Annotated in this window: 12 protein-coding genes and 1 pseudogene; 8 read left to right on the top strand and 5 right to left on the bottom strand. The window is 45.8% G+C overall.

All coding sequences use genetic code 11. The features are described from left to right. Positions 1–160: 160 nt before the first annotated feature. The gene (locus tag L5L94_RS13930) at positions 161–685 is read left to right on the top strand and encodes a DUF3016 domain-containing protein (protein ID WP_263163664.1); all 525 of its coding nucleotides are present in this window, start codon (positions 161–163) and stop codon (positions 683–685) included. Positions 686–728: 43 nt separating this feature from the next. On the opposite strand, the gene L5L94_RS13925 is transcribed toward L5L94_RS13930, so the two are convergent. Both L5L94_RS13925 and L5L94_RS13920 read right to left on the bottom strand, forming a co-directional pair. Further along, on the bottom strand, positions 729–2486 hold the full coding sequence (locus L5L94_RS13925) for a GGDEF domain-containing protein (protein WP_263139846.1): 1758 nt from the start codon (positions 2484–2486) through the stop codon (positions 729–731). A gap of 165 nt (positions 2487–2651) precedes the next feature. Continuing rightward, positions 2652–2960, bottom strand: coding sequence for a prephenate dehydrogenase (locus L5L94_RS13920; protein WP_105250305.1), 309 nt, complete (start codon positions 2958–2960; stop codon positions 2652–2654). A 48-nt stretch (positions 2961–3008) separates the two neighbouring features. Here L5L94_RS13920 and L5L94_RS13915 point away from each other — a divergent pair, with 48 nt between their 5' ends. Then, a complete protein-coding gene (locus L5L94_RS13915; RefSeq protein WP_263163662.1) occupies positions 3009–3911 on the top strand; it encodes a TraB/GumN family protein in 903 nt (300 codons plus the stop codon). Between the two features lie 33 nt (positions 3912–3944). Here the strand turns inward: L5L94_RS13915 and L5L94_RS13910 are convergent, their stop codons facing one another. Beyond that, positions 3945–4718 carry a methyltransferase domain-containing protein gene (locus tag L5L94_RS13910; RefSeq protein WP_263163660.1) on the bottom strand — a complete coding sequence of 258 codons (774 nt, stop codon included), beginning with the start codon at positions 4716–4718 and terminating at the stop codon, positions 3945–3947. A 727-nt stretch (positions 4719–5445) separates the two neighbouring features. Here L5L94_RS13910 and L5L94_RS13905 point away from each other — a divergent pair. Both L5L94_RS13905 and L5L94_RS13900 read left to right on the top strand, forming a co-directional pair. Next, positions 5446–6276: a MaoC/PaaZ C-terminal domain-containing protein gene (locus tag L5L94_RS13905; protein ID WP_106651707.1), complete on the top strand. Its 831-nt coding sequence runs from the start codon at positions 5446–5448 to the stop codon at positions 6274–6276. A 346-nt stretch (positions 6277–6622) separates the two neighbouring features. Further along, a complete protein-coding gene (locus tag L5L94_RS13900; protein WP_263163658.1) occupies positions 6623–8335 on the top strand; it encodes a formate--tetrahydrofolate ligase in 1713 nt (570 codons plus the stop codon). Between the two features lie 85 nt (positions 8336–8420). On the opposite strand, the pseudogene L5L94_RS13895 reads toward L5L94_RS13900, so the two are convergent. Beyond that, a pseudogene (locus L5L94_RS13895) lies at positions 8421–10079 on the bottom strand (mechanosensitive ion channel family protein). 233 nt (positions 10080–10312) lie between these two features. Between L5L94_RS13895 and L5L94_RS13890 the strand changes: the two are divergent. Beyond that, a complete protein-coding gene (locus L5L94_RS13890; protein WP_105250300.1) occupies positions 10313–10642 on the top strand; it encodes a hypothetical protein in 330 nt (109 codons plus the stop codon). A gap of 146 nt (positions 10643–10788) precedes the next feature. On the opposite strand, the gene L5L94_RS13885 is transcribed toward L5L94_RS13890, so the two are convergent. After that, positions 10789–10914, bottom strand: coding sequence for a hypothetical protein (locus L5L94_RS13885; RefSeq protein ID WP_105250299.1), 126 nt, complete (start codon positions 10912–10914; stop codon positions 10789–10791). 288 nt (positions 10915–11202) lie between these two features. On the opposite strand from L5L94_RS13885, the gene L5L94_RS13880 reads away from it, so the two are divergent. From L5L94_RS13880 to L5L94_RS13870, 3 genes are all read left to right on the top strand, one after another. Beyond that, complete coding sequence (locus tag L5L94_RS13880; protein WP_263163656.1) at positions 11203–11493, top strand: ABC-type zinc uptake system zinc chaperone; 291 nt, start codon at positions 11203–11205, stop codon at positions 11491–11493. An 81-nt stretch (positions 11494–11574) separates the two neighbouring features. Further along, positions 11575–12759, top strand: a complete 1185-nt coding sequence (locus L5L94_RS13875; protein ID WP_263163654.1) for a hypothetical protein — start codon at positions 11575–11577, stop codon at positions 12757–12759. Continuing rightward, a complete protein-coding gene (locus L5L94_RS13870) occupies positions 12743–13651 on the top strand; it encodes a metal ABC transporter solute-binding protein, Zn/Mn family (protein ID WP_173913152.1) in 909 nt (302 codons plus the stop codon). The genes L5L94_RS13875 and L5L94_RS13870 overlap by 17 nt, the downstream gene beginning before the upstream one ends.

The raw sequence follows: 13651 nt of genomic DNA, 5'->3' as shown, positions 1-13651 counted from the left end.
AAAGATACGTATTGGTTGTGGTGGTTAAATAATATTTACTTAATTATACAAAAGCTTACGGAACATTTGCTGTACTTATATCCGTTTTGCGTTAAGCTCTAGTTCAGGTTAGATTTTGTACTGTGGTTCTCAGAAAGTTATCTAGGCCTTGGAGGCAAACATGAAAATTCAGTCCCTTTTACTCGCAGGTGTATTAAGTTGCAGTGCGGCTTGGGCGGCCGATGAAGCGCCTGTGGATCCCGTCACCGAAGATGGTGTGGTTAAAATTGTTTGGCAAAGTCCTAAAGATTATCGCGATATAAAATCATCAGGGGAGCTCCAATCCCGTTATGAGAAGCGCTTATTTGAAACCTTAACTGAAAACATCAATAAAGAAGCCACGAAGATTTTAAAGCCAAATCAAAAGCTTGAAATGACCATTACCGATGTTGATCTTGCGGGTGATATGCATCCAACATTTGGTGCGACCGCCAATGATTTACGCATTATCAAAGACATTTATCCGCCGCGTATGACTTTTTCTTATCAAGTCATGGAAAACGATAAAGTGATTATCGCGGGTGATGAAAAACTGTCGGATATGGGGTTTATGGGTGGGATCCAATCTTTAAATGATAAACCTTTTATGTATGAAACCAAAATGTTAACCGAGTGGTTAAAGAAGACGATTGCACCACAACTTTAATATCTCATATCAGTCGCTAATGCTGAGGATTTAAGCTGTTTAGCTATGCCGTTAGGGCCTGAGTGTCGATAATCAGATGATTTTCTAATAGGTAAAATCCGTTATTTGCGGATTTTGCCTGTTTTTTGGCCCTAGCACTTAAGGTCGATAGACTGTGTTCATGGGCGTTAAAGGTGAGTGCGGGTGGTAAAATGCCTACACACAGACTGATCAATTGATGGTAACAGGCTTCACCTTTTCTATCGTCGGCGAGCATTTCTTGGGCCAGCCAATGCTCGGCGCTATAAAACAAATGCTTATGGGTTTCAAAATCCGCTAGAATTCGCTGGCAACGGCTGATCATATGCTCACAGGTGCTGATAATGACAAAGTCATCGCCGCCGACATGGCCAACAAAGCAATTGTCGCTTTTATACTTCAGTAACAGATTCGCCACTTCACAAATCACTTCATCGCCACGGCAAAATCCATAAATATCGTTATAGGGCTTAAAGTTACACAGATCAAAATAGGCTAGATAAAAATGTTTCTTTTGGATCTTAAGGCGTTTTAATTCCTCTTGAATGGGCACATTACCCGGCAAGTCTGTAAGAGGATTCGCATGGCGCGCCATCTTAATTCTGTGCTCTGTGATCCTTTGTAGCAAATCCTTGGTATGGCCTATGCCGAGTAGTTTACCACGGCGAAGGATAATGAACTGTTGCGCTACCGTATTAGCACTCTCTGAGGTCAGTAATTGACTTACGGTGGATAACGGTTCGTTGGCCTCAATCTGGATGACTTGCGGGTCCATTACTTCACTCACAGCATGATTTTCATGTAAGGCGCGACCATAGGGTGTGCTGAAGAGTTCAAGTAAGGTCGCGCGGCTGATAATACCGAGTGGCAACAGGTTATCGACCACTACAACCGCCTGTAATGCAGGTTGCGAGATAAAGGTGTCACTTAAGAATTTGAGTTTAAGCGTGGGCGCTACGGTAATGGCGCTCGTGCACAGGCTCTCGGCCGATTCGCTGTATCTAGGTTGAATTTGAGTATTGCTCGGCACTAAGGTCGCTTTCATCGCGCGGCAGGGGAGTACTTCTGGACGACCGAGTAAGTAGCCTTGGCAATAGACGATACCCAGTTGTTTGAGTACGGCTAATTCCTCTTGCGTTTCAATTCCTTCGGCTATCACTTTGCAGGTTAAGCTTTGGCATAACTCCACAATCGAGCGGACAAATTCCTGTTTGACGGGAGTCGAATCAATCTGATGGATAAAGTGACGGTCGATTTTGACATAGTCGGGTGACAATTCTGACCAGAGTCTCAGACCCGAATAACCTGCACCTAAGTCATCGATGGCCGTTAAAAAACCTTGGCTACGATAGTGATTCAAGCAGGATTTGAGTAAATCGATATCATCGGCGGGGTATTGCTCTGATAGTTCAATCACAACCTGTGATGGCGCTATGCCGAGTTGTTGCAGCAGTTGTAAGGTCATGCCCTTGGGGTGGGCGGGATCTAATAATGCCTTAGGCGAGATATTGATAAACAGCTTGCCTTGAAACTGACGCAACTTAAATTGCTCGAGTGAAATACGGCGACAAAGGGTTTCTAGCTCGCTTAATTTACCTTGATGTTCGGCGGTCTGAAATAGCGGGACTGGGGAGTATAACGGGCTGTGTTCAGGGCCACGGCTTAACGCCTCAAAACCATGAATTTTATGTTCTAATATATTGAAAATTGGCTGAAATAAGGGACTGATTGCAGCTTTAGAGATTATTTTATCGAGCTCTTTAGCCAGATCTAAACTTGTCATTACGTCAGCCCCTTCGTCTATGTGAGCGGAGTCTATGACTTAGAAATGACAAAATGATGACAGTTTTGGGGAAGCTTAGTGCTATCTATCTGTGTTGGTGGGCTTGATTAGATATGCCATGGAAAGAGCTGAAATCTAAGGTGAGTTTCAGCTCCTAATCTCGGTTTAGCTTTGCTTCTTAAAGGCCTGCAATGTTTGCAGTAATGCGCCTAACTGACGCACATAGGTTTCGAGTTCTTTAGGATCGAGCGTTTGATGTTCTTCCATGCGAGTTAAGTCATCGACCAACTCTTGCACATAGGGCAGAAAGCGATTACTCGAAGCGATAAAACCTTGTTCTGCCGTGAATATGCTGGTGAAGTTTCCATGGCCAGCTTTCTTTAGCTCATCTAACTTAGCGTCGGCGTCTATGGCTTGGCGATAGGCGATTTGAAGATTTTCTTTCAGTTGCTCTATAACCTTGGTATGTGGCATAACAGCGTCTCATTGCAAAATTTGCAGGAATTATAAGGGGCAAAGGATATGGCAACAAGCCAATGGCGACTAATTGCATCAATCTGTTTTATGGCGTTAGCGGGTTTGAGCGCAAAAGTGGTGGGCGCAGAAACCGATAAACCACCATTTTATCAAGTGCAATGGCAAGGCAAGAGCGCGTATTTGCTGGGTTCGATTCATATTGGACGTGCCGACTTTTATCCTTTACCCACCCAAATTGAAACCGCGTTGGGTAAAGCTAAGGGCTTAGTTGTAGAAGTCGATATCAATAAAGTCGATAGCACAGCCTTACTGCAACAATACGGCCGCGCCGATAAAACTAAGGGTTTAGATTGGCAGAGCCGAGATAAGCAAACGGTCGAGAGCATGACGCCCTATTGCGCGGCCACGGCAAATGTTTGTCAGTCGATACAATCTTTCGCACCTTGGCTGCAGGCTACTCAAGTTAACTTATTGCGTTATAACGACTTAGGTTACAGCACGGATTATGGCGTTGATATGCAGTTGATGGCTCGATATGCGACTTTGCCTGTGTATCCGTTGGAAACTGCAGAGTCACAATTTCAATTGTTAGCGTCTTTTAATAGTCAAGAGCAGTGGTCTATGGTGCGTGAGGCGATTAGCGCATCGGATGCGGAGCTTTTATCGTTAATAACGGCTTGGCGTTCAGGTAATGAAACTGAGCTTGATTCCATAATGCAGGAGCAAATGGGCGGCGAGGGCGACACTAAAATGCTAGAGAAAATCCTCTGGCAGCGAAACCATGTGATGGCCGATGGCATTATAAAATTAATGGGCTCGACTGACGTGACTTCACCTTTGTTTGTGGTGGTTGGTGCTGGCCATGTGGTGGGGGATAAAAGCGTGGTGCAATTGCTAGAGCAAGCAGGCGCCAAAGTGAGCGCCTGCTGGAAACAGACTTGTCAGTAATCGTTTAGGCAGCGCGTTTGTAACTACACGCGCTCACACTGCAGAGCTTTGCCCTAAAAAGTGCACATATCGGCCCAGCGAAATATAGGGTTCGCGTTGCGAGTACTCCAGCTCCATTTGTAGCAGCTTGTGATAGTCGAAATCCGCGGGCTGACTCTTTTTCAAATAGTCGTGGATTACACGCACGCCAGACTGGCTGATGAGCGACATTCGCCACTCGCCAAACCAATCTTTAACTTCTTGAATATAAAGCGGATGAGTGGGAGTTAGTCGCACTTTCTTCTTCACTTTTAAATCAGCGGCGACGTAATCGAAATTGCCCGACACTAAAGCATGAAAGCGCATGGCTTCTTTGTTGTAAAACATCAAAGAGAATAATCCGCCGGGTTTTAGCATAGTAAGTAAACCCGCTACAGTGGGCTTAGCATCCGTTAACCATTCGACGACTGCATGACACAGTATGATATCGAAATAGCCATGGTTATCGACCGATAATGCTTGGATAGGCGCATTGATAAGCTGGATAGCTAATGGTTCAGGTGAGGCATCAATTTGTTCTTTGGCTTGAGCCAGCATCTCAGCAGAGATGTCGCAGAGTACAACTTCGTGGCCGAGGCGCGCTAATCTTTGGCTAAAGTAACCAAAACCACCGCCTGCATCTAATACTCTGAGTTTTTTATCCCCCAGTTTTGCCAGCGCGGGGACGAGGTCGCGCCATAGCACTGCGGCACGAATTTCGCCCTTGGGCGTACCATAGATGTTTTTCGCAAATTTTTGCGCGAGCTTATCAAAATTCTTATCTTGCACGTGATAACTAGGTTAAGGAGAGTGGAACGATAGTGTGGCACAGTCGTAAATTTTTCGCACTCTGGAGATGTTATTGCCGAGTTGAGATGGATAAATTTGCATCGTTAATTATTAATCTATTGATTTTATTTGTAGTAATTATTCCTACTAAACTTAGGGATACACAGAACTCTGTGCTCTGGGTTATAATCACGCCGTTTTCGCCAAACCTGACTCTATATACCCAAGCGACCTGAAGATACGAGTTTCAGAGCGCCTAGGATGCTTCAATTCAAGGCGCATCAATGACAGAATGTCGGCCACCTTTTGAATTGATGCAACACGGAAGTGAAGTGCCCTAGGCGCTCCGTCCCGGCGGGTTTTAACGCACTTTATGCTGTGTTGGTTATTTTGAACTTAGCCCGCTAGGTCCGCAAATAACCGCAATCGCCATGGATGGCGTGAATGCCATTTATGCAGGAGCAATAAAGGGCCTTGCCTAAAGTGCGTTAAATTCCCGCTGAATCCTGCATTTTCAGGTTGTTTGGGTATAGTTGTCCATTCGGAGAGTCAGCATCAGCCCTTATTAAGACGCAGCACTGCCTGTTTTACACTCGTTATCAACTTGATTGAGCAGACGTTACTCGTCTGTGCGGGGTAATTTATGGCAATGCATTTATGTGCCAAGGGATAGTTAATTAAAAGGTACTCAGACTTGAATAATGCATATTGTGTTGAATTGAACGCGATGCCGTCGCTGTTTTCTCTTTATCGCAAGATCTTCTTTGGCCGTAAGCCGGGTTGGGATCAGCAACCGCTGCCCTATATAAAGGTGACTGCGCCGCATGTGACTGTGTCTGAAACTAAAGTAAGCCAATATGCGCAGGTGTGTGGTTTTCAATTTGACGGTAAAGTGCTGCCGCCAACCTATTTGTACGTGATGGCATTTCGCCTGCATGCGGTGATTTTTACCCACGATGGCATCACTTTCCCACTGCTTGGGATGATCCACCTAAAGAACCGCATTCAAGTGTATCGCCCTGTAACGGTTGACGAGACTTTCTCCCTCGAGTGTGCCTTGACCACAAGCCGTGAGACGGATTCTGGCTTAGAGTTTGAATTTGTGTCTAAGGCGTTTGTGGGTGAAGAACTCGTTTGGGAATCGCTTTCCACCTATTTATATCGTATCGATGTTGCTGGACGTCGGGTTCGTCCACCTAAAGCCATTGATATGGCGTGGGAAACGCCACAAAGCTGGAGTTTGAGTGAAGATTTAGGTCGTCGTTATGCTAAGGCATCTGGTGACTATAACTTGATCCACTTGCATCCTGTGCTCTCAAAGCGTTTTGGTTTTGATCGCGTGCTCGCCCATGGTATGTGGTCTAAGGCCCGTTGTTTGGCGGAGTTGATGCCAAGCATTGGCGATCGTCCATTTACTGTGGATGTGACCTTTAAACTGCCACTGTTGATGCCTGCCGATGTTGGATTTGGCTATGAGCAGAATGCTAATAATATGGTATTTGAATTACGTGACAGCAAAGGCCGTCGACCTCATTTAAGTGGCGATGTGCAGTTTTAAGCCGCACTCAATAATACATACAACCACGGCGCCTTCTGGCGCCGTTGTTGTTTATGGTTGTTGCTTTTGAGAAACAAAAATCAAGGTACGCTGTGACCCATAGATGCCTACCAGATACTGAACCATTGCTAATGACTGAGCTCGATCTCATTGGCGGCGACGGCGCTCTTGAGCCGCTCGAACGCAGGACAGATTATTTGATGCAGATTAAGGAATCGCTCATTAACCCTTTCGATGGCTATATATCTTAAAGCCAATCACCTAATATCCGCCCTATTCAATGAGTGTTGTGCTTAGCAACCCCTCATACTAAACCAAAGCGTATTTGAAAGGGAGAAATCGACGCATGCTGACAGATATGGATATTTCGAATCGCGCTAGCCTAAAAGACATTAATGAACTGGGCGCCGACTTAGGTCTATTACCCGAAGAGATGATGCAATTTGGTCACACTAAAACCAAGGTCGAGCTCAGTGTGTTGCAGCGTTTAGCTGGGCAACGCAAAGGAAAATTGATTATCGTCACCGCAGTCACGCCTACGCCTCACGGTGAAGGTAAAACAGTGACGAGCATTGGCTTAACGCAAGCGTTAAATGCCATAGGTAAAAAGGCCTGTGCCTGTATTCGCCAGCCCAGCATGGGGCCTGTATTTGGGGTGAAAGGTGGTGCTGCGGGTGGCGGTTATGCGCAAGTGGTACCCATGCAGGAGATGAATTTGCATCTCACGGGTGATATTCATGCCGTGAGCAGTGCCCACAATTTAGGGGCTGCAGCGATTGCGGCGCGGCTATTTCATGAAGCGCGCTTAGGTAAGGCGGAATTTGAGGCGCAATCTGGGCAAGCGTTTTTGGATATAGATCCCAGTGAGATCCGTTGGCACCGAGTGGTCGATCACAACGATCGTTGTCTTAGGCAAATCCAGGTGGGCTTAGGCGATAATAATGGCCCAGAGTACGCCTCCAGTTTTGATATCACCGCCGCCTCTGAGTTAATGGCGATTTTAGCCTTAAGTCATAATTTGGCGGATATGCGGGCGCGAATAGGTCGTCTAGTGCTGGCATTAAATACTCAAGGGCAAGTGATCACAGCCGAAGACTTAGGTGTCGCTGGTGCGATGACGGCCATCATGGCGGATGCGATAAAGCCGACGTTAATGCAGACTTTAAATGGTTCACCTTGCCTGATCCATGCGGGACCCTTTGCCAATATTGCCCACGGTAATTCATCCATTATTGCTGATGATATCGCCCTCAGACTGGCGGATTTTGTGGTGACTGAAGCTGGTTTTGGATCAGATATGGGCTTTGAAAAGTTCTGTAATATCAAAGTGCGTCAATCGGGTCAGGTGCCCGCTGCCGCTGTGCTGGTCACTACTTTAAAAGCGCTGAAGGCCAATAGTGGTTTGGTGTCTGCGTCAGATATCAATCTACCAGATCAGGCTCGACTCGAAGCGGGCTTTGAAAATTTAAACTGGCATATCAACAATGTGGCTCGATATGGTATTCCTGTGGTGGTTGCCATTAACCGTTTCGCCATTGATACTGATGCCGAGTTGCAATGGCTAACTGCGGCTGTTAACGCGAGCAGCGCCTTTGGCTGTGAGGTCAGCGATGCTTTTAGCCAAGGGGAGGCGGGCGCTGTCGCCTTAGCGCAGACTGTGGTTCGCGCCGCTGAAACCGAGAGTCAGTTCAAGCTGTTATATTCAGATGAAGCCTCATTGGAGGCTAAGTTATCCACCTTAGCCGAAGTGGGGTATGGCGCAGCGGGCGTTAGCCTTTCTATCGAGGCCAAACAACAGGCGCAGCAGCTGGCCGTATTAGGTTATGGACATTTGCCCCTGTGTATGGCCAAAACGCCGTTATCAATTAGTCACGATCCTAGCTTAAAGGGCGTTCCTCAGGACTTTGAGATCCCAGTGCGTGGTTTAGTCTTGCATGCTGGTGCGGGGTTTATTACCGCCTTGGTGGGGAATGTGATGACTATGCCAGGACTTGGGCTGAAACCGGGTTACTTAAAAATTGATATTGATGCGCAAGGTGAGATAGTCGGCTTAGGCTAACACTTGATGCAGAGATTTATAGGCCAGAGATAAAAAATAAGGGCGAGCTCATTGCAACGCCCTTCTTCTCTCATTTAACGCTGGTTTAAAGCGGTGATTTCGTAGTTTGATAGATATGCACATCACGCTGTGGGAAGGGAATACTGATCCCTTCGGCGTCAAAGCGCATTTTCACTTCGCGGGTAATGTCCCAATACACTTCCCAGTAATCTTCCGGTTTTGCCCAAGGGCGAACGATAAAGTCGACCGAAGATTCGCTCAATAGATGTAGTTTAATCGTCGGTTCTGGCAATGGTTGTACCTTAGGATGCGCTTCGACGATGGACTTGAGAATCGCTTCAGCCTGTTCGATGCTGTCGCTATAACTGATCCCAAAGGTCATATCGACTCGACGTTGATGCTCAGCTGTGATGTTGTTAATTGTGTCACCCCAAATCTTATTATTAGGAATAATAAGACGTTGGTTATCCATGGTTTTAATCGTGGTGGAGACAAGGCTCATGTGACTGACGCGTCCGGTGACGCCAGCGGCGTTGATCAAATCGCCCACATCATAGGGACGGTAAATTAAGATCATCATGCCTGAGGCGAAATTCGACAGGGTATCTTGCAGGGCAAAACCAATAATAACACCCGCGATACCAAAGCCTGCGAGCAAGGGACCAAGTTCGATCCCAAGCTGTGAAAGGGCGATTAACAGCCCGATAGTAAAGACGGCTTTACCTGATAGCGAGGTGAAGAAGTCTTGTAATAACTTACTTAAATTCAACTTAGAATTGCTAACGGTATTTTTCACTATCTGTTTGGCTAACTTGCCGGCGAGACCCGCAATAAACAAGATCAAACAGAAAACAAATAACTTAAACACGACGGTTGGGCCGTGATTAATCGCTTGTTCTTGTGCCGTATTTAGCCACTGCTCAACGAGACTTGATGCCACATCAAAGTTCAACACATCTTGAGTTATATCACCTGAAACACTAAAGAGTGTCTTTTTCAGCGCGGCGGTATCATGGCCTAAGGCGTCGAGTAGGCTGATGTCGATATTTAAGCTCTGACTATTTTGTGCTAAGCGTTCCTTTAGCATCATTACGTGGCTGGTTTGTGCCGAAGTGACATCTTTACCTGCATTAGTTGCGGTATCGATTGCTGTTTGTAGTTGTTGCTGGGTATAAGTCACTAAACTTTCTAGCGTATCGGCACGAGCAACTAAAATTTGCATCAGTGATTTTTGTGCTTCGCTAATATCTTGGCCAACTTGTTCGAGCCAACTGAGCGTCTCGAGTTGTTGCTTGTAATAGGTGTCTTTTTCTAATTCGCGCTTTGATATTTCCAGCAGAGTCGCATCATCTGTGCTCGAACCTAATTGCTGTTCCAATTTACTAATGTTGTCATCGATATAAGCATCAATTTGTTGGATGTAGTTAAGTTGTCCTTGGATTAATGGCTGCAGAAAAGCCTTGTCGATTGGCGTTGCTTCGAGCAGATCTTTAATCTTATTACGTAACTGTAAGGTTTTGTTTTAAATTCGATATTCAACAATTGTCTTCAATTCGCCTTTGGCATTTTTTAGTTTACGTATATCCGTATCGATAGCCTGTTGCAGCATTGCCAGTTCTGCCTTGAGCGTTACAGGAGTGCTTAATGGGCTTTCGATTGCAGCGACAGGTTCAGTTTGCGCTTGGGATGAAAGGCTCAGTAGTGGTATTAGCAGGGCAAACACGAGAGCGAGGTAGCGGTGCATAGGAGTGATCTTAAGTAGAAATATGTCTGAGTATGATAGATGTTGCCGGATTTACTGTAAAATATCTGCGAGTGAAATAGCCCTTGGAATTAAACTTTTTGGGAAGGGTTGATTTGAGCTTAACCTTGAGTGCGGTGCTTTATCTGCTTTTTCCGACATTTTGGGTATTTACAGGCCGAACTCTAGTCGGTATCTGGTAAACTTGCGCATCGTTATTTAGGAATCGTGTTTTCATGTTGTGTTCCCATTGTAATCAGTACATCAAGGTCAGTGACATTAGCCAGCAAAGAGGCAAAGGTTTCGACGCTCAAGTGCGTTGCCCCCATTGTTCGGCTTGGTTAGGCCGCAGTCCAACATTGGCTAAACTCAAGTTATTAGGATTTTATTTGAGTGTATTTACGGCGGGATACAGTTACTTTGATGCCTCTGTGCGGTATTTTGCGATCCCTGTAATGATTTTTTCGTTGATGTTGTTGTTTGTGAGCCATTTTATGGATCAAGTCATCACCATTGAAGCGCCAGAGCAGGTCGATGATAGCGATCAAAGACAGAAGTATCGTTAGGCTAATAAGTGGATTCGTCATGGATAGGAAAATCGGCGATACAATTTTCCAGAGACGAACATCATTTGAGCGCCTTTAGCAGGCGCTCAAAATGCAACGAAGAGGGTTTAAGGGGTGAACTGCAGCCGCGGTTAATGAGTCTTTGTTTACTGCACGACTTGTTCTTGACTCGTTAAAGAGTGCTCAACGTAATAAATACCACCAAATATCACCGCGCTGAAGATGACTATCCCTAAGATAAGCCCTAAGTTTTCACGAAAAAATGCTAGCATAATAGTTGCCTTTAGGTGGATAAAACGGAGCCATATCGAGCTTGATTTCGTCATTGTGCTCGCAGACATAAAAACTAAATACACTATAGTTACACTCACTTAAGCTAATCTTAAATGCGTTTTTTTACCTGTGTCCTGGCAAGATCCTACCGCTATTGAAACAAGAAGTTATTGGTAAGACTGGGTACCTCAAATATCTTGTAACCTTTTGCAAAGCGATTACCTTATTGCAACTTGCTATGGCACTGACATAGACTTATGCAACTTTTTAACTATGGGGACGACTGAGTGAGACTTAAAAGTCACATTAGACGCACAATTTCGATATGGCTTGCTGCCGTACTGATATTGCTGTCTCTTGCTGCCTCAGCCCATAGTGTGACCCATCTTGATGATGGCGCTAAGACTCACTGTACTCTGTGCTTCCATCAGCACCAACTCAACAAGATTTTATTGACCCATCCGCTGACGCTGAATTTAGCTATACAGCATTTAGATGTGGTCGAATTTATTTTACCTTCCTCTATTTTTGAACACGTCAGTGTTTATCGCAGTCGTGCGCCTCCCTTCGCTCTCTAAATCAACTTAAAATTTTAACTTATTGTATTTCTTGATGACTTTATATCGGTCGTCGAGTGCTAGTTGTATTTTGGAGATATCATGAATGTTTTAAATACCCGAATTTCTTTGGTGGCTTTGGCGTGTGCGCTCGTTTCGCCTAGCTTATTTGCAGAAGACTCGAGCTTGACCAACCCTAATATCAGTGGTGTGCTAAATGGATATTATCAGACGGGAGAGCGCCCATTAGCCGAGAGTCCAGATGGCTTTGGTTTAGGTGAAACTGAACTGGCGATGAGTGCCAATATCGATGATATGTTTTACGGTAAAATCACCGCAGTAGTTGAAATGCATGACGGTGAGACTGAACTGAATCTGGAAGAAGCCTTTATTCAAACCATGGCAATGCCAGCGGGGTTTTCTATCCGTGGTGGCCGTTTCTTATCGGACATTGGTTACCTCAATAACCAACATTTACATACTGATTCCTTCACCGACCGTCCTGTGGTTTACCGTGCATTCTTAGGGGGACATTATTTTGATGACGGTATACGTTTTAACTACGTAGCGCCGACGGACTTGTATTGGACCATGGGCGTTGAAGCCTTTAAAGGCGATAGTTTACGTGCTGCCGATGAGCATGGTGAGCGTGAGTTTAAGAAGGTCGGCGTTTATACCTTGTACTCAAAAATTGGTGGCGACATAGGCGATAACAGCTCATGGCAAGCGGGGTTGAGTTACTTGCGCAACGAAAATGGCCAAGTGACTGCCCATGAAGAAGGGGAACATGAAGATGAGCATGCCCATGGTGATGAGCACGAAGGTCATAGCCATGCCGCATCTTACACAGGTAAAAATACCTATGGTGCTGATTTTGTTTATAAGTGGGCGCCTAACGGTAACTACAAATATCAAAATCTCACTGTGAGCGGTGAGTACTATCGCGTGAGCGATTTTACACCTATCGATTTACATCCTGAGGATGCACCGAGCCAAGATTACCACCAAGGTTGGTATCTGAGCAGTGTGTACCAATTCACGCCGAGCTGGTCAGCGGGGGTGCGTTATGGTGAAGCTGATACCCAAGAGCTCCATGGCGATCATTTTCATGGGCAAAAGTTGAAGGAATCTGAGGTGAGTTTGGCTTGGCATTCTAGCCACTTCTCGACGGTTCGTTTCCAGTATACCAATCAAAAGGGTACTAACTTCGATGGAATAGAAGACGATAACATCTTCACTATTCAATACATTATGTCTCTGGGGGCTCACGGTGCGCATCAATTCTAATTTAGCTAAATTGGCCGCAGTGGCCTTATCTGTCACTTATACTGGTTTGGCCCATGCCGAGCTGAATGTGTTTGCCTGTGAACCTGAATACGCGGCATTGACCAAGGAGCTTGCTCCAACGGCTAGCATCTATTCGGCAACGACGGCATTACAAGACCCTCACCAAGTGCAGGCGCGTCCGAGTTTGATCGCTAAAATGCGTCAGGCGGATCTTGTGGTGTGCGCAGGTGCCGATCTTGAAGTGGGTTGGTTACCTATGCTGCAGATGAAGTCGGCAAACGCAAAAGTGCGCTCGACCGAGCAAGGCTTATTTTTCGCAGCCGATCAAATTGAAACTTTAGATAAACTGGCCAGTGTCGATCGCAGCATGGGGGATGTGCATGCTCAAGGCAATCCACATATTCATTTTGACCCGACGCGACTGTTAAAAGTCGCCACGGCACTGAGTGCTAAGCTGACTCAGTTAGATCCTGCTGGTGCGGCCGATTATCAACAGTCACTGGCAGATTTTACCACTCGCTGGCAAGCCGCAGTCCCGCGTTGGGAAGCGCAAGCTAAGGGATTACAAGGTAAAAAAGTGATCGCTTACCACTCAAGCTTCAGATACTTATTCAACTGGATTGGTATCGAGCAAGTGGCAGATTTAGAGCCAAAACCGGGTTTAGCTCCCACTAGCGGCCACTTAGCGAGTCTGCTGACGCGCGCCGAGCAGGGGGATATTCTGGCCGTAGTTGTGGCATCTTATCAGGATGAACGCGGTGCAAAATGGCTGGGTGAAAAAGCGAACTTGCCCGTGGTAATGCTGCCTATGTCTGTGGGGGGGAATGATAAGAGCCAAGATTTATTTAGCCTGTATGACAGCGTGATTTCCCTCTTAAATGGAGTGAAATAA

Source organism: Shewanella sp. SM21, assembly GCF_025654335.1.
GTDB classification, from domain to species: domain Bacteria; phylum Pseudomonadota; class Gammaproteobacteria; order Enterobacterales; family Shewanellaceae; genus Shewanella; species Shewanella oncorhynchi.
This window is presented reverse-complemented; position numbering and strand designations above follow the sequence as displayed.